This window comes from Streptomyces sp. NPDC005566, assembly GCF_040605575.1.
Lineage (GTDB): Bacteria > Actinomycetota > Actinomycetes > Streptomycetales > Streptomycetaceae > Streptomyces.
Window position 1 is genome coordinate 128,111 of the sequence record NZ_JBEXDB010000002.1, and the last position, 16,744, is coordinate 144,854.

Consider the following 16,744-nt stretch of genomic DNA (forward strand, 5'->3'; position numbering starts at 1 on the left):
ACGGCAACCGTACCTTCCTGGGCCGCCACGCGGTGAACGGCCCAGGAAGGCACGAAGTGCCCGTTGACAGTCCGTCAGGCCGTCAGCTCGTCGGACAGGGCGCGCAGGGCGAGGCGGTAGGAGCCGATACCGAATCCGGCCACGGTGCCGGTGGCCACCGGGGCGACCACCGAGGTGTGGCGGAATTCCTCCCGTGCGTACGGATTCGAGATGTGCACCTCGATCAGCGGAGCGGTGCGCTGGGCGGCCGCGTCGCGCATGCCGTACGAGTAGTGGGTGAACGCACCCGGGTTGAGAACGACCGGAATCGATCCGTCGGCTGCCTCGTGGAGCCAGCGGATCAGCTCGCCCTCGTCGTTGGTCTCGCGGACGTCGACGTCGAAGCCGAGCTCCTTGCCGACGGTGCGGCACGTGTCGACGAGACCCGCGTACGACGTCGCCCCGTACACATCGGGCTCGCGGGAGCCGAGCCGTCCGAGATTCGGGCCGTTGAGCACGAGGACCCTGCGGGTGGTCATGCGGAGACCTCCCCGTAGGCGGCGAGGAGGACCGCCGGGTCGGGTCCCTCGAGCACGGTGGGCTTGCCGATGCCGTCCAGGACGATGAAGCGCAGCAGGTCGCCGCGCGACTTCTTGTCGACCTTCATGTTCTCCAGGAGCTTGGGCCACTGGTCGCCACGGTAGGTGAGCGGCAGCCCGACGGACTCCAGGACGGCACGGTGCCGGTCGGCGGTGGCGTCGTCGAGGCGTCCGGCGAGCCGGCCCAGTTCGGCGGCGAAGACCATGCCGATCGAGACGGCGGCGCCGTGGCGCCACTTGTAGCGCTCGTTCTTCTCGATGGCGTGGGCCAGGGTGTGCCCGTAGTTGAGGATCTCCCGGAGTCCGGACTCCTTGAGGTCGCTGGAGACGACCTCGGCCTTGACCCGGATGGATCGCTCGATCAGCTCGGCGGTGTGCGGTCCGGCGGGCGTACGGGCGCCCTGCGGGTCGGCCTCGACGAGGTCGAGGATGACCGGGTCGGCGATGAAGCCGGCCTTGATGATCTCGGCCATGCCGGAGACGTAGTCGTTGACCGGCAGCGAGTCGAGCGCGGCGAGGTCGCAGAGCACTCCGGCGGGCGGGTGGAAGGCGCCGACGAGGTTCTTGCCCTCGGCGGTGTTGATACCCGTCTTGCCGCCGACGGCCGCGTCGACCATGGCGAGCACCGTCGTCGGCACGGCGATCCAGCGGACCCCGCGCAGCCAGGTGGCGGCGACGAAACCCGCCACGTCGGTGGTGGCGCCGCCGCCGACTCCGACGATGACGTCGGTGCGGGTGAAGCCGGTCTGGCCGAGCGCCTTCCAGCAGTAGGCCGCGACCTCGACGGTCTTGGCCTCCTCGGCGTTCGGCAGCTGAATCGCAATGGCCTCGTAGCCCTGGTCGGCCAGGTCCTGGCGAACCGCCTCACCGGTCTCGGCGAGCGCTTCGGGGTGCAGGACGGCGACCCTCCTGGCGCGGTCACCGATGAGGTTCCCCAGCTCGCCGAGGAGCCGGCGGCCGACGAGCACCTCGTACGGGTCGGTGCCCGCCGTGCCGGCGATCTGGATGCGCGTGGTGCCCTGCTCGGTCATACGTGTGTTCTCCCGGCCGGACAGCGGGGACTCGCCCGTGCGCTCCGGCAGTTCCAGTGCGTCGAGGACCGCCTGGGCGACCTCTTCGGGGGTGCGTTCGTCGGTGGCGACGACGGAGCGGGCCACCTCTTCGTAGAGGTGGCGCCTGGCCTCCATCAGCTCGCGCCACTGGCGTCGCGGGTTGACGGCGAGCAGCGGCCGGGCGGTGTTCAGCCCGACCCGCTTGACGGCCTCGTCCACGTCCATCGACAGGTAGACGACGGGGTGGCCTGCGAGCAGCTCACGCGTCTTCTCGTCGAGCACCGTTCCGCCGCCGAGGGAGAGGACGCCCCGGTGCTGGACGATGGCGTCCCGCACCGCCTGCCGTTCCAGCGCCCGGAAGTGCTCCTCGCCCTCGTCGAAGAAGATCTCGGAGATCGCCTTGCCCGCCGTGGCCACGACATCCGCGTCGGTGTCCCGGTAGGTGGTGCCGAGGCGCTCGGCGAGCAGCTCGCCCACCGTGGACTTGCCGACCCCCATGGGGCCGACGAGGACGATCAGCGGGCCGCTCACCGGATCTGCAGGTGGGAGAGGTACGACTGCACGTTGCGGTGGGTCTCCGCGACGCTGTCGCCGCCGAACTTCTCCGCGACCGCGTCGGCCAGGACCAGCGCGACCATCGCCTCGGCGACGATCCCGGCGGCCGGGACGGCACAGACGTCGGAGCGCTGGTGGTGGGCCTTGGCCGCCTCACCGGTGACCACGTCGACGGTGGCGAGCGCGTGGGGCACGGTGGCGATCGGCTTCATCGCGGCCCGGACCCGCAGCAGCTCACCCGTGGTCAGGCCGCCTTCGGTGCCGCCGGAGCGGCCGGAGGTGCGCCTGATCCCGTCCGCGGTGGCCACGATCTCGTCGTGTGCCTTGGAGCCCGGCACCCGGGCCAGGTCGAAGCCGTCGCCGACCTCGACGCCCTTGATGGCCTGGATGCCCATCAGCGCCGCGGCGAGCCGGGCGTCGAGCCGGCGGTCCCAGTGCACGTGCGAACCGAGACCGACGGGCACGCCGTACGCGAGCACCTCGACGACTCCGCCGAGGGTGTCGCCGTCCTTGTGGGCCTGGTCGATCTCCGCGACCATCGCCTTCGACGCGTCGGCGTCCAGGCAGCGCACGGGGTCGGCGTCGAGCCGCTCGACGTCGGACGGCTTGGGGTAGACGCCGTAGGGCGCCTTGGCCGCGGCCAGCTCGACGACGTGGGAGACGATCTCGATGCCCGCGGTCTCCTTGAGGTAGGAGCGGGCGACGGCGCCGAGGGCGACGCGGGCCGCGGTCTCCCGGGCGCTTGCACGCTCCAGGACCGGCCGGGCCTCGTCGAAGCCGTACTTCTGCATCCCGGCGAGGTCGGCGTGACCGGGCCGGGGCCGGGTCAGCGGGGCGTTACGGGCCTGCGCGGCCAGTACGTCGGGGTCCACCGGGTCGGCCGACATGACCTGCTCCCACTTGGGCCACTCACTGTTGCCCACCATCACGGCGACGGGTGACCCCATGGTCAGGCCGTGCCGGACGCCGCCGAGGAAGGTGACCTCGTCCTTCTCGAACTTCATCCGAGCGCCGCGCCCGTAACCGAGCCGTCGCCGGGCGAGCGCGTCCGCCACCATCTCCGTGGTGACCGGGATGCCGGCGGGAAGACCCTCCAGCGTCGCCACCAGTGCGGGGCCGTGCGACTCTCCCGCGGTCAGCCAGCGCAACCTGCTCAACGGTGCTCCTCATGCTCGCGCCTGAAAACTGCAACGGCGCGACCGGGTGCGCGGCCCTGGCCCGCCACCCAGATCCTCCCACGCCCGGGGGCGCGAACCACCCGCCGGTCCAGCAGACGGACCGTTGGGGTGCTCGACACGGCCCTGTGCGCGGGACGAAGGGCCACCACGTGTACGTGGCGGACCGAGGTTCGCGCGGCGTCAGTGCTCGCGCGCCGCGAGGGCTTCCTCGCCCGCCGCCCGCATCGCGGCCAGCGGGCCGGGTCTCCGCCCGGTCATCTGCTCCACCTGGAGGACAGCCTGATGGACGAGAAGGTCGAGACCCGCGACCACGGTCCCTTCCGCTGCTGACCAGCGGGCGGCGAGCGCCGTCGGCCACGGCTCGTAGAGCACGTCGAACAGCGTTCCTGGGGCGTCCGGTACCGCACCGGCCAGAGCGTCCGTGGTGCCGGCGGGGGTGGTGGCGATCACCAGCGGGGCCCGCAGGGCCTGCTCCGCCGACGTCCAGTCGGCGACCCGGACATCGACGCCGAGGCGGTCCCCCCAGCCGCGCATCTCGTCACCGCGTTCCCTGCTGCGGACGTAGACGGTGACCGGTCCGGTACAGATCGCGGCGAGTGCGGCGACGGCCGAGGACGCGGTCGCTCCGGCGCCGAGGACGGCGGCGGACTCCACCTTCTCGACTCCGCGTTCGTGCAGAGCCGCGATCATTCCGGGGATGTCGGTGTTGTCGCCGGTCCGGCGGCCGTCCTCGGTGAACACGACGGTGTTGACCGCCTCGACCGAGGCCGCCGTTGCGCTGATCCCGTCGAGCAGCGGGATGATCGCCCGCTTGAGCGGCATGGTCAGGGAGAGTCCCGCCCAGGAGGCGTCCAGTTCTTCGACGAACCCGGGGAGTGCGGCCTCGTCCACGTCGAACCGGTCGTACGACCAGGTGTCGAGGCCGAGTTCCGCGTAGGCGGCCCTGTGCAGGGCCGGGGAGAGCGAGTGGGCGATCGGCGAGCCGAGGACGGCGGCGCGTCTGGGAGTGCTCACTCGCCGGCCTTCTGGTCCTCGTACTTCTGACGGTTCCGCTCGTGTTCCTCGTTCGTCACCGCGAACACCGTCTTGTCCTCGCTGATCGACACGAAGTAGTACCAAGGGCCGGGGGCAGGCTTGGCTGCCGAATTCAGTGCTTCGGCCCCGGGGTTGTTGATCGGCCCCGCCGGCAGTCCCTTGACGTGGTACGTGTTGTACGGGTCGTCGAGCTTGCGCAGATCGTCGACCGCACCGATGTCGAGCGTGCTCTCCTTCCTGACGTAATTGACCGTCGAGTCGAAGTCGAGCAGACCGTACGTCTCGGTGTTGTCGGGCTTGAGACGGTTGTAGACAACCCTCGATACCTTGTCGAAGTCTTCTTTGTGCTTTCCTTCGGCCTGGACGAGGCTCGCGACCGTGATCAGCTGCCAGGGACCTTCGAGGCCGAGTTTTTCCGATGTGGCCTCGAGGTCGACCTTCTTGTATTCCTTGTTCGCCCGCGCGACCATCTTCTTGAGGACGTCCTCGGGCTTCGCCCCCTTGCTGACGGGATAGGCGGCGGGGTAAAGGAAACCTTCCAGAGGATCCTTGATGTCCGGATCGTCCGGAGCCCACTCGGGCAGGTCGAAGCTTTCGCCCTTGGTCTCGGCGACCTTGGCGGTGGAACCTTCCTTCGCGCCGATCCGGGTGTCGATGAGAGCGTAGATCTCGCGACTGGTCCGACCCTCGGGAACGATGAAGGGATTCTGACTCTTCCGGTCGAGCATCAGGTCCACGGCACTGTCCGCAGACATCTCCGTCTTCAGGAGATAGACGCCGGCCTGGATGGATTTCCCCTTGGGATTCCCGTTCTGAGCAGAAATGAAGGCGTCGGCCGACTTCACGACGCCCGCCTTCTTCAGAATATTCGCGATCTCGGCCCCGAGAGCGCCTTCCGGGATCTCCACCTCGACCTCGCCCGAACCGCTGCCCGCGAAATCGGGCGCCTCGCCGAACTGGCTCTTGTAATAGGAGTAGCCGAAGTAGGTGGCGCCTCCGAGGCCGCCCACGAGGACCAGCGAGACGACCAGGCAGGCGCAGCCGTTGCGGCTCTTCTTCTTGCCCTTGCCCCGGCGGGGCTCGCGCGGGTCGTCGTCGTAGTCGTCACGGTCGCGGGCGTTCCGGGAGTCGCGGCCCTCGGCGGGCTCGTCCGCACCCGTGAAGAAAGGATGCGTCTCCTCCTGAGGCTCATCCGGATCCCAGTCCGGGTTCTGCCGCTGCGGCTGCTGAGGCTCCTGCTCGGACGCCTGCTCGCGGCGGCCCGGGGGCTGCGGCGGGGGGTAGGCCTCGGCCGTTCCGTAGTAGTCGGCCTGCTCGCCGTAGCCGCCCGGGGCGTTGCCGTACGGCGGCTGGGGCTGTGGCTCGTACGGCATCGCGGCCTGCTGGCCCGTGTCCCAGCCGCCGTTGTACTGGGGCTGCTGGGGCTGCTGGGGCTGCTGCTGGGCGTACGGGTCCTGCGGGTAGCCCTGCTGAGGCTGCTGTTGGGCATACGGGTCCTGCTCGGCATACGGGTCCTGCTGGTGCGCGTACGGCGCCTGCTGCTGGGTATACGGGTCCTGCGGGTAGCCCTGCTGAGGCTGCTGCTGGGCATACGGGTCCTGCGCGTAGGGCTGCTGCTGGCTGTCGTACTGGCCCTGGCCGTGGGCAGCCTGCCGACCGCCTTCCCACCCCTGGTCCCCGTACAAGGGGTCCTCGGGGTGCCACGGTTCGGAGCCGGGGCCCCGGCCATACTCAGTCATCGATCCCCTTGAGCCGCGAGACGACGTTCCGTCTCTTCGCTTCGCTGTGCGGTGTTTGTTCGAACACCGACGCATCGCGCGGAACGTTACCGTATCGCGATCAGACAACCACTTCGACGCCCTCGCCGGGAGCTTGCCCCGAGGCCCGCTCGGACTCCAGAGCGTTCTGAAGGATCACCACAGCGGCAGCCTGGTCGATGACAGACCGGCCCTTCTTGGACTTCACGCCCGAAGCGCGGAGCCCTTGAGTGGCCGTCACTGTGGTCATCCTCTCGTCCACCAATCGCACCGGAATGGGTGCGACCGAGCGGGCGAACACCTGGGCGAAGGCCCGGACCTTCGCCGCTGCGGGACCTTCGCCGCCCCCCAGTGAGCGGGGCAGACCGACGATGACCTCGATCGGCTCGTACTCCTCGACGATCTGGCCGAGCCGCCGGTGGGCGGCCGGGACGTCGCGTCCCGGCACGGTCTCCACCGGCGTGGCGAGGATCCCGTCGGGGTCGCACGAGGCGACCCCGATACGGGCGTCACCGACGTCGATGGCGAGTCGACGTCCACGGCGCATCTGCGTCATCTCCGATGTCACGCCGTCTCGGTGACGAGGCGTTCGACAGCGGCGACGGCGTCACCGATGGCGTCCGGATTCTGGCCGCCGCCCTGGGCGACGTCCGGCTTGCCGCCGCCACCGCCACCGAGGGTCTTGGCGGCGGTACGGACCAGGTCACCGGCCTTGAGCCCGCGCTCGCGTGCGGCCTCGTTGGTGGCGATGACGGTCAGCGGACGCCCGTTGGCCGTGGTGAACAGGGCCACGACGACCGGACGGCCGCCCTGGATGCGTCCACGCACGTCCAGGACGAGCTTGCGCAGGTCGTCGGCCGAGGTGCCGTCCGGCACCTGTCCGGTGACCAGGGCGACGCCCCGTACGTCCTTGGCCGAGTCGACCAGCCCTGCGGCGGCCTGGAGGACCTTCTCCGCGCGGAACTTCTCGATCTCCTTCTCGGCGTCCTTCAGCTTGCCGAGCATGCCGGCGATCTTCTCCGGGAGCTCCTCGGACCGGCCCTTGACCAGTTCCTGGAGCTGGGCGACGACCGTGTGCTCCTTGGCGAGGAAGTTGTACGCGTCCACGCCGACCAGGGCCTCGATACGGCGCACACCGGAACCGATCGACGACTCGCCGAGGAGCTTCACCAGGCCAAGCTGGGAGGTGTTGTGGACGTGCGTGCCGCCGCACAGCTCCTTGGAGAAGTCACCGATGGTGACGACCCGGACCCGCTCGCCGTACTTCTCGCCGAACTCGGCGATGGCGCCCTGCTTCTTGGCCTCGTCGATCGACATGACGTCGGCCTGGACGTCGAGCTCCCGTGAGAGGACCTCGTTGATCCTCTGCTCGACGTCGGTGAGGACCGTGCCGGGTACGGCGGCGGGCGAGCCGAAGTCGAAGCGGAAGCGACCGGGCGAGTTCTCCGAACCGGCCTGGGCGGCCGTCGGGCCGAGGGCGTCGCGCAGCGCCTGGTGCGTGAGGTGTGTGGCGCTGTGGGCGCGGGCGATGGCGCGGCGGCGCGTGTTGTCGATGGCGGCGTACACGGAGGCACCGACCGTCACCTCGCCGACCTGGACGACGCCCTTGTGCACGTGGACGCCCGGAACCGGCTTCTGTACGTCGCGGACCTCGATGACGGCGCCGGTGTCGAGCCGGATCCGCCCCTGGTCGGCGATCTGGCCGCCGCCCTCGGCGTAGAACGGGGTGCGGTCCAGGACGACCTCGACCTCGTCGCCCTCGGTGGCGGCCGGTGAGGGGACACCGTCGACGAGGAGGCCGACGATCGTCGACTCGCCCTCGACGGAGGTGTAGCCGGTGAACTCGGTGGCACCGGACCTGTCGGCGACCTCGCGGTAGGCGGACAGGTCGGCGTGACCGGTCTTCTTGGCGCGGGCGTCGGCCTTGGCCTTGTCCCGCTGCTCCTGCATCAGGCGGCGGAAGCCCTCCTCGTCGACGGAGAGGCCCTGCTCGGCGGCCATCTCCAGCGTGAGGTCGATCGGGAAGCCCCAGGTGTCGTGGAGCAGGAACGCCTTGTCGCCGGCGAGGACCTGGCCACCGGCGGCCTTGGTCTCGGTGACGGCGGTCTCCAGGATGTTCGTGCCGCCCTTGAGGGCCTTGAGGAAGGCGGCTTCCTCGGAGAGGGCGACGGTCTCGATGCGCTTGCGGTCGGTGATGAGCTCCGGGTACTGCTCGCCCATCGTGTCGATCACGACGTCGACCAGGTCGCGGGCGACCGGTCCCGTGGCGCCCATGAGCCGCATGTTGCGGATGGCGCGGCGCATGATGCGGCGCAGCACGTAGCCGCGGCCCTCGTTGCCGGGGGTGACGCCGTCGCCGATGAGCATCACCGACGTACGGATGTGGTCGGCGACGACGCGCAGGGAGACGTCCGAGCCCTGCTCGGCCCCGTAGCGCACGCCGGTGAGCTCGGTGGCCTTGTCCATGACGACGCGCAGGGTGTCGGTCTCGTACATGTTCTGTACGCCCTGCAGGATCATGGCGAGGCGCTCGAGGCCGAGACCGGTGTCGATGTTCTGCGACGGCAGGTCGCCGAGGATCGGGAAGTCCTCCTTGCCGTCGCCGGCGCCCCGCTCGTACTGCATGAAGACCAGGTTCCAGATCTCCACGTAACGCTCGTCGTTGACGGCGGGGCCGCCCTCTACGCCGAACTCCGGGCCGCGGTCGTAGTTGATCTCGGAACACGGGCCGCAGGGACCGGGGACGCCCATGGACCAGAAGTTGTCCTTCTTGCCCAGGCGCTGGATGCGCTCGGCCGGGACGCCGATCTTCTCGCGCCAGATCTGCTCGGCCTCGTCGTCGTCCAGGTAGACGGTGATCCACAGGCGCTCGGGGTCGAGGCCGAAGCCGCCGTCCTCGACGGAGTTGGTCAGGGCCTCCCAGGCGTACTGGATGGCCCCTTCCTTGAAGTAGTCCCCGAAGGAGAAGTTGCCGCACATCTGGAAGAACGTGCCGTGCCGGGTGGTCTTGCCGACCTCTTCGATGTCCGGCGTACGGACGCACTTCTGCACGCTGGTGACGCGCGGGGCGGGCGGCTTGACCTCGCCGAGGAAGTACGGCTTGAAGGGGACCATGCCCGCGGGGACCAGCAGCAGAGTCGGGTCGTCCGCGATGAGCGACGCCGAAGGCACGACGGTGTGACCGCGCTCCTCGAAGAAGCTCAGCCAGCGGCGGCGAATTTCAGCCGACTCCATTAGTGGTCCTCATTCCGGTTGTTCGAGTTGTAGGGAAGCTTGCGGTACGGGGCGGCGCGGCCCGGGTCGGCCTCTTCGACCGCGAAGTGGGCGCGTACCGGGAGTTCGGGGTCGACAGGTGCCTCGAGGCCCAGCGCCCCGCCCAGTTCGGCCTCGCGCCGGACCATGCCCTCGCGCACGTCGAGCGCGAAGTCCTTCAGCTTGTGACCCGCCTCGATCGCCTTGTCGGCGGCCTGCGCCGCGAGACTCTCGGGACTGAGCTGCTTGATCTTGCGGTTGACCTTGGTGGTGGCCCAGACGCCGGCGGCTGCGCCGGCGGTGAACCAGAACGTACGGCGGAACATCGCTGCGTCAGTCCTTCTGTCCACGGGAGCTTCGGCCGTTCCGCTTCTTGCTGCGGGCGGACGGCACGGTACGGCCGACAATCACGGTGCGGCGGGAGGTCCGGGGGGTCGGCTCCGGTTCCGGAGCGGTCCGGCGGCCGAGCGCCTGGCGTACCCCGTAGCCGAACGCGGCGACCTTCACGAGCGGCCCGCCGAACGTCGACGCGACGGTGGTGGAGAGCGCGGAGGCGTTGGAGGTGACCTCCTGCACGTCGCTCGCGATGGCGTCGACCTTGTCGAGCTGGGTCTGCGCGGAGCGCAGGGTCGCGGAGGCGTCGGCGAGCAGCGGTACCGCCTGCTCGGTCACGTCCGCCACCAGCTTGGTGGTCGCCCTGAGCGTCTGGGCCAGCCTCACCAGCACCACGGCGAGGAACGAGACCAGGATCGCCCAGAAGACGGCCACCAGGATCCCGGCCACCTCTCCACCGGACACAGTGCACCGCTCCCTGCTTGTCGCTTGCCCCGGCCGGGGCTTGTCTCTGCCTGTCCGGGGTCGGCCGGTGTGTGCTGCCACCACGGCCGATCCTCGTCCCTCGACCCTATCGCGCCGGGCGTCAGGCCCTGTACCGCATTACGGGCGGGCGGGGCGAGCGGGGAGGCGGGGAGATTGTACGGAGAGCTTACGTGCCAGTACTCTGCGTGTTTCATGCGACGCCCTCAGCGCCCCTCCCCCACGCCCGACGACGCCGAACCCTCGCCCGCCGCCGTGCAAGGAAACCTCCCCGCCGAACTGAACACATTCGTGGGACGCGAGGAGGAGCTGGCCCGGCTGGGGCTGCTGCTGGACGAGTCCAGACTGGTCACGGTCGCCGGGGTGGCCGGGGTCGGCAAGACCCGTTGCGCCGTCCGGATCGCGGCGCTCATGGAGAAACGGTACTGCGACGGGGTATGGATCGCCGAGCTGTCGGCCATCCACGATCCCGCCCTGCTCGAACACGCATTGGTCGATGCCCTGGGCCTCACCGATCACACCAAGAGGCCGCCACGCACCACGCTGGTGGAGCACTGTGCCGAACGTCAACTTCTGCTCCTGATCGACGGCTTCGAACATCTCATCGATTCATGCGCCGAGCTCGTGGGCGAACTGCTGCGCAGGGCACCCCGCCTGCAGATCCTCGCCTCCGGACGCCGCCCCCTGCGCGTGGACGGCGAGGCCACCTTCGCGCTGGCGCCGATGGCGGACGAGGACGCCATGGAGCTCTTCGCCCACCGGGCCCGGGCCGTACAGCCGGGGTTCCGGCTGACGGACGACAACCAGGAGTCCACGCGTGAGCTGTGCCGACGCCTCGACGGGATTCCGCTCGCCCTCGAGCTGGCTGCCGGGCGGCTGCGGGCCCTGTCGGTGGAGCAGGTGCTCCACCGGCTGGACGACCGCTTCCGGCTGCTGACCGGGGGCAGCCGCAGCGCGTTGCCCCGTCATCAGACCCTGCGTACGGCCATCGGCTGGAGCCACGAGCTGTGCGCCCCCGAACAGCGCCTGTTGTGGGCGCGGCTTTCGGTGTTCGCCGGGCAGTTCGACCTGGAGGCCGTCGAGTACATCTGCAGCGGTCCCGACCTGCCGGCCGACTCGGTGCTCGACGTTCTGGACGAGCTGCTCGCGCAGTCCGTCGTCCTGCGGGAGGACTCGCCGGTGGGCAGCCGGTACCGGCTGCTGGACACCGTGCGGGAGTACGGCGCCGAGTGGCTGGGCGCGACCGGTGACACCGAACGGCTGCGCCGCAGGCACCGGGACTGGTTCCTGGGGCTTGCCACCTGGTGCGAGCTCGACTGGTTCAGCCCCCGGCAGGCCGCGGCAGCCGCCCGCATCGACAGCGAGCTGCCCAATCTGCGCCGGGCGATGGAGTGCTCGATGGAGAGCCCCGACGAGGTCCACCTCGCCCAGTACCTGGCGGGCACCCTCTGGTTCTACTGGGCGGGCTGCGGCCGGCTCTCGGAGGGGCGCCACTGGCTGGACCACGTCCTGGAGGAGGAGTCGCCCTACGACCCGTCGCGGCTGAAGGCGCTGTGGGTGCTGGGTTATGTGGCTGTGCTGCAGGGCGACGCGATCGGCGCGGTCTCGGCCCTGCAGGAGTGCCGGGAGGAGGGCGAGCGCTCGGGGGACGCCTCCGCTGTGGCCTACGCGGTGCACCGCTCCGGCTGCCTGGCGATCGTCACGGACGATCTGGTCCGCGCCGAGGAGCTGCTGCGCGAGGCCCTGGCGCGCTACCGGGAGATCGGTGAGCTGAACAGCAATGTGCTGATGGCCCAGATCGAGCTGGCGATGGCCGTGGCCTTCGGCGGGGACCTGGACGGGGCGGCGGAGATCTGTGACGAGGTCCGCGAGATCTGCGAGGACCACGGGGAGCGCTGGGCCCTCGCCTACGCGCTGTACGTACTGGCCTATGCGGCTCTGCAGCGGGGGCGCACGACGCGGGCGCGGCAGATGCTCGGCGAGGCCCTGTCCATCGCGCACACGTTCCACGACCTGCTCGGCACGGTGCTCTCGTTGGAGCTGATGGCCCTGGTGACCGCCGTCGAGGGCGACGCCGCGGAGGCCGCCGTGCTGCAGGGCGCCGCGGACCGGGTCTGGCCGTCGGTGGGCCTGCCGCTGTTCGGCTCGGCGTACTACGGCAGGCCGCGCGCCGACTGCGAGGCACGGGCCCGGAACGTGCTCGGCGATGCGCGGTACGAGGCGGAGCGGCACTCCGGGAGCCGGCTGGACACCAGGGCCGCGGTGGCGAGGGCCCTCGGCGAGGAGGCCCACGTCCGTCCGGGCGGGGAGGGCACACGCGGTGCGGCGGCGCCCGGGGAAACGCGAAGGCCCGCCGCCTCCCGGACAACAGGGAGGGGCGGGCCCGAGCTCTGAGGTAGCTACGCCTGGATCAGCGGGCGTAGTACTCGACGACGAGCTGCTCGTCGCAGATGACCGGAATTTCCTTGCGGTTCGGGTCACGGTCCAGGCGGAAGGCCAGGGCCTTCAGGTTCACCTGGAGGTAGCGCGGGGTCTCACCGTCGGTGTCGTAGCCACCCTCGCGGGCCACCTGGAAGGGGACCTTGGTGCGGCTGCGCTCGCGGACCTGCACGACGTCGTCGGGGCGCACGCGGAAGGACGGCTTGTCGACCTTGCCACCGTTGACCTCGATGTGGCCGTGGACGACCATCTGGCGGGCCTGGTAGATGGTGCGGGCGATGCCCGAACGCAGGACCAGGGCGTCGAGACGGCGCTCGAGCTCGACGACCAGCGCCTCGCCCGTCTTGCCTTCGGCCTTCTTGGCGCGGTCGTAGGCACGCGCCATCTGGCGCTCGCTGATGTCGTACTGCGCGCGCAGACGCTGCTTCTCGAGCAGACGGACCTTGTAGTCCGAGTTCTGCTTGCGGCCACGGCCGTGCTCGCCCGGCGGGTAGGGGCGGGCTTCGAAGTACTTGACAGCCTTCGGCGTCAGAGCGATGCCGAGGGCACGCGACTTCTTGACCTTGGGACGCGACTGGTTAGGCACGTTCTCCAGACCTCCGTTGTAGGTTAAGTTAGGTAAGGCTTACCTTACTCAAGGAGATCGCATGTCTCGCCCTGGGAACACCACTCACGTCACGGACAGCACAGACAGCGGCAGCACACCAGAAGGTGCTGCTACGACGGAAGGCCGATCTGATCGTGGTCAGCCGCGTCCCAGCGGGCTTGAAAACACTCGGATGCCGTCAGCAGCCGAGCGCACACGAACTCTCGTACAGAGTACCTGCTCCGCGGCACTGCTCGTACCGGGGCTGGATGTGATCCCTCCCGACCTGCTGGTGCCGGACTCCAGGTCCATCGGCCCGGACGGGGATCTGTTCCTCCGGTTCCCCGCCGACTCACCGGTCGTGCGGGCCGCGACACACGCCCAGGGCGACGAGCTCACCGCCGTACTGGAGATCACCGATGTCGCACCCGTCTCCGTCCCGCACCGGATCCGCGGCCGTGCCCGGATCGCCGGCTGGCTGACCCGCGTACCTGGCCTGGCCGAGCCCGGCCGGATGATGCTCAGGCTGGAGGTCGGGGAGGCGGCCATCGACGACCTGTGGGGCGCGGAGGACATCGAGCCCGAGGCACTGCGCGACGCGGACGCCGATCCGCTCGTCAGCCACGAGGCCGAGTTGCTCCAGCATCTGCACGCGGCCCACAGCGAGCAGATGGAGACCTTGTCCACGCTGCTCGGCGAGCGGACCGCGGACACCCGCTCGGCTCGGCGGACCGCCGCCGTCCCGGTCGCGCTCGACCGCTTCGGTCTCCGGGTCCGGTTCGTCGAGGACGGCGGGGGCTGCTTCGACGCACGCTTCGAGTTCCCGGACCCCGTACGCGATGTCGGCGAGCTGCGCCGCGCCATGTACACGCTCTTCGAAGCGGCGTCCTGCTGAGCAGCCCTCGGAGCCACCGCGCCCGGCCGCTCCGGGGTCACGACGACGCGGTGCCGCCCGGTTCGCCGCGGCCGAGCCGCTCACGGACCCGGTCCGCCACGTCCGCGTACCGCGCCTCCGCGCCGTAGCGCGTGGGTTCGTAGTAGCGCTTGCCGCGGACTGCCTCCGGGGCGTACTCCTGTGCGGCGATCCCACCGGGCACATCGTGGGGGTAGACATAGCCCTGGGCGTGGCCCAGCTTGGCGGCACCCTTGTAGTGGCCGTCCCGCAGATGGGCGGGAACCGGGCCGGCGAGCCCCCTGCGCACATCCTCCTGCGCCGCGGAGATCGCCAGGGTGGCCGCGTTGGACTTGGGGGCGAGCGCCAGCGCGATCGTCGCGTGGCTGAGGGTGAGCGCCGCCTCCGGAAAGCCGATCATGGCTACCGCCTGGGCCGCTGCCACCGCGGTGGGCAGCGCTGTCGGATCGGCGAGCCCGATGTCCTCACTCGCGGAGATCATCAGGCGCCGGGCGATGAACCGGGGGTCCTCACCCGCCTCGATCATCCGGGCGAGGTAGTGCAGGGCGGCGTCCACGTCGGAGCCTCGGATGGACTTGATCAGGGCACTCGCCACGTCGTAGTGCTGGTCGCCGTCACGGTCGTACTTCACGGCCGCCCGGTCGACGGTCTCCTCGAGCGTCGTGAGCGTGATCTCCGGCTCGTGCTTGGCGAGGGCCGCTCCGGCCGCCGCCTCCAGCGCGGTCAGGGCGCGCCGGGCGTCCCCGCCCGCGATCCGCAGCAGATGCGCCTCCGCGTCGTCGGTCAGGGTGACGGCTCCGCCCAGCCCCCGCTTGTCGGACAGGGCCCGGCGCAGCAGGGCGCGCAGATCCTCGTCGGTGAGCGGCTCCAGGGTCAGCAGCAGGGAGCGCGACAGCAGCGGGGAGATGATCGAGAAGTACGGATTCTCGGTGGTGGCCGCGATCAGGGTCACCCAGCGGTTCTCCACGGCGGGGAGCAGGGAGTCCTGCTGTGCCTTGGAGAAGCGGTGGATCTCGTCGAGGAAGAGGACGGTCTCCTTGCCGAAGCCCCCGGTGGCGCGGCGCGCGCCCTCGATGACGGCCCGGACCTCCTTGACGCCCGCGGTGATCGCGGAGAGTTCGACGAAGCGCTTGTTGGTGGCCTTGCTGACCACGTACGCCAGGGTCGTCTTGCCGGTGCCCGGCGGCCCCCAGAGGATCACCGAGGAGGGACCTGCCGGTCCCCCGCTCCCTTCGCCGACGAGTCGGCGAAGGGGCGAGCCCTGCTTGAGCAGATGCTGCTGCCCCACGACCTCGTCGATCGTACGGGGACGCATCCGGACAGCGAGGGGGCTGCTGGACGGGTCCTTCTCCTGGCGGTCTTCGGCTGCTGCGGTAAAGAGGTCGGGCTCCACGCTCCGCAGCCTATGTCACCCCACTGACAGGACCGCCGGCTGCGTCAGCTGGTCCAGAAGTCCCACCAGCGGGTCAGGATCAGCATGCCGATGATCCCGATCCAGAGCACCGGCGGCACCCAGTGGAACTCGGTGAGGGTGTTCCGCAGCCAGGCGGGGGCGGGCAGGATGCCGTGCTTGATGTTGTGCGTGGTGACGTAGCAGAACATGAAGATCGTGGCGACCCAGGCCAGGCAGCACCACAGGCAGAGCGAGTTGATGTTGTAGAGCGACTGGTACTGGAGCCAGGTGCAGAATCCGACACCGAACAGCGTGCCCGCGTTCAGGCCGAGCCAGTACCAGCTGCGGAAGCGCGCGCCGGCCAGCAGCGCCATGCCGATGCCGATGACCACCGAGTAGGTGGCGATTCCGAGCATCGGGTTGGGGAAGCCGAACGCCGCCGCCTGCTCGCTCTTCATGATGTTGCCGCAGGCGACGACCGGGTTCAGGCTGCAGCCCGGGGTGAAACTGGGGTCCTCGAGCAGCTTGAACTTGTCGATCGTGATCACCCAGGCGGCGAGCAGCCCGGCCGCACCGGTGATCACCAGCAACAGTGCGAGCGCGCGACTGCCGCCGAAGGTCTTCGCGCCGTTGTCCTCGTCCTGCCGGGAGGAGGGGTGGTCTACCGCTGCCATCGTCATATCGCCGTTCCATCACTGAGTAGCCGGCCGGGCTTGGTCATTGTGCCGCACCGCCGGCACGGTCAACCGTTCGATGAACATAAAGATGTGCCCGGCCGGGGCCCGGAACGCGGGGCCGCGGGAGCACCTCCCGCGCATGACGGATCGACCGGTCGACGTGCGCGGACTGTGCAAGCGGTACGGGGTACCGACCGCCATGTACGTCCTCCACCTGCGGATCCGTCCCGGGGACGTGCGCGGGCTCACCGGCCCGCACGGTGCGGGGAGGAGCACCTTCGTCGAGATCCTGCGGGGGTCACCGCAGCCGCGACGGCGGAGCGGTCCGTGTGCCGGGGCCGATCCGGCCACCGCCGGCCGCTGGTGGCGCTCCCGGATCAGCATCGTCCGGCAGGATGAATCGGCTCCCGCCGAGTTGACGGTGCGGGAGGCAGCCGGCTTGCCCGGTGTCCGGGAGGACCGGCGTCGATGACCTTCCGGTGGCACGGCCGGCGCTGAACGCGCCTGTGCCCG

Annotated in this window: 15 protein-coding genes; 3 read left to right on the top strand and 12 right to left on the bottom strand. The window is 70.1% G+C overall.

Features of this window, described 5'->3' with window-relative positions; genetic code table 11:
- Window positions 1-74 precede the first annotated feature (74 nt).
- The 9 genes from aroQ to ABZS61_RS03460 form a co-directional block, all read right to left on the bottom strand.
- Entirely contained in the window at window positions 75-518 is a 444-nt protein-coding gene (aroQ, locus tag ABZS61_RS03420) for a type II 3-dehydroquinate dehydratase (RefSeq protein WP_351172557.1), read from the bottom strand.
- Window positions 515-2,161: a 3-dehydroquinate synthase gene (gene aroB / locus ABZS61_RS03425; RefSeq protein WP_356415425.1), complete on the bottom strand. Its 1,647-nt coding sequence runs from the start codon at window positions 2,159-2,161 to the stop codon at window positions 515-517. Before aroB ends, aroQ begins: the two co-directional genes overlap by 4 nt.
- A complete protein-coding gene (gene aroC / locus ABZS61_RS03430; protein ID WP_356415428.1) occupies window positions 2,158-3,342 on the bottom strand; it encodes a chorismate synthase in 1,185 nt (394 codons plus the stop codon). Before aroC ends, aroB begins: the two co-directional genes overlap by 4 nt.
- Before the next feature lie 201 nt (window positions 3,343-3,543).
- Complete coding sequence (locus tag ABZS61_RS03435; protein ID WP_356415431.1) at window positions 3,544-4,377, bottom strand: shikimate dehydrogenase; 834 nt, start codon at window positions 4,375-4,377, stop codon at window positions 3,544-3,546.
- Window positions 4,374-6,137 (bottom strand): endolytic transglycosylase MltG, encoded by a 1,764-nt coding sequence (gene mltG / locus ABZS61_RS03440; RefSeq protein WP_356415434.1) that lies wholly within the window; start codon window positions 6,135-6,137, stop codon window positions 4,374-4,376. Before mltG ends, ABZS61_RS03435 begins: the two co-directional genes overlap by 4 nt.
- Before the next feature lie 100 nt (window positions 6,138-6,237).
- Entirely contained in the window at window positions 6,238-6,711 is a 474-nt protein-coding gene (gene ruvX, locus ABZS61_RS03445; RefSeq protein WP_356416382.1) for a Holliday junction resolvase RuvX, read from the bottom strand.
- A gap of 8 nt (window positions 6,712-6,719) precedes the next feature.
- Window positions 6,720-9,389 (bottom strand): alanine--tRNA ligase, encoded by a 2,670-nt coding sequence (gene alaS, locus ABZS61_RS03450; RefSeq protein WP_356415437.1) that lies wholly within the window; start codon window positions 9,387-9,389, stop codon window positions 6,720-6,722.
- Entirely contained in the window at window positions 9,389-9,733 is a 345-nt protein-coding gene (locus tag ABZS61_RS03455) for a DUF6167 family protein (protein WP_356415440.1), read from the bottom strand. Before ABZS61_RS03455 ends, alaS begins: the two co-directional genes overlap by 1 nt.
- A gap of 7 nt (window positions 9,734-9,740) precedes the next feature.
- Entirely contained in the window at window positions 9,741-10,190 is a 450-nt protein-coding gene (locus ABZS61_RS03460; protein ID WP_356416385.1) for a DUF948 domain-containing protein, read from the bottom strand.
- 228 nt (window positions 10,191-10,418) lie between these two features.
- Between ABZS61_RS03460 and ABZS61_RS03465 the strand changes: the two genes are divergently transcribed.
- Entirely contained in the window at window positions 10,419-12,617 is a 2,199-nt protein-coding gene (locus ABZS61_RS03465) for an AAA family ATPase (RefSeq protein WP_356415443.1), read from the top strand.
- A 16-nt stretch (window positions 12,618-12,633) separates the two neighbouring features.
- Here the strand turns inward: ABZS61_RS03465 and rpsD are convergent, their stop codons facing one another.
- Complete coding sequence (rpsD, locus tag ABZS61_RS03470) at window positions 12,634-13,248, bottom strand: 30S ribosomal protein S4 (protein ID WP_015607373.1); 615 nt, start codon at window positions 13,246-13,248, stop codon at window positions 12,634-12,636.
- A 193-nt stretch (window positions 13,249-13,441) separates the two neighbouring features.
- Between rpsD and ABZS61_RS03475 the strand changes: the two genes are divergently transcribed.
- Window positions 13,442-14,143, top strand: coding sequence for a DUF2470 domain-containing protein (locus ABZS61_RS03475; RefSeq protein ID WP_356415447.1), 702 nt, complete (start codon window positions 13,442-13,444; stop codon window positions 14,141-14,143).
- Between the two features lie 37 nt (window positions 14,144-14,180).
- On the opposite strand, the gene ABZS61_RS03480 is transcribed toward ABZS61_RS03475, so the two are convergent.
- On the bottom strand, window positions 14,181-15,554 hold the full coding sequence (locus ABZS61_RS03480) for a replication-associated recombination protein A (RefSeq protein WP_356415450.1): 1,374 nt from the start codon (window positions 15,552-15,554) through the stop codon (window positions 14,181-14,183).
- 44 nt (window positions 15,555-15,598) lie between these two features.
- Window positions 15,599-16,234 (bottom strand): vitamin K epoxide reductase family protein, encoded by a 636-nt coding sequence (locus ABZS61_RS03485; protein WP_329212921.1) that lies wholly within the window; start codon window positions 16,232-16,234, stop codon window positions 15,599-15,601.
- A gap of 136 nt (window positions 16,235-16,370) precedes the next feature.
- Between ABZS61_RS03485 and ABZS61_RS03490 the strand changes: the two genes are divergently transcribed.
- Window positions 16,371-16,703 carry an ATP-binding cassette domain-containing protein gene (locus ABZS61_RS03490; protein ID WP_356415453.1) on the top strand — a complete coding sequence of 111 codons (333 nt, stop codon included), beginning with the start codon at window positions 16,371-16,373 and terminating at the stop codon, window positions 16,701-16,703.
- Window positions 16,704-16,744 lie beyond the last annotated feature (41 nt).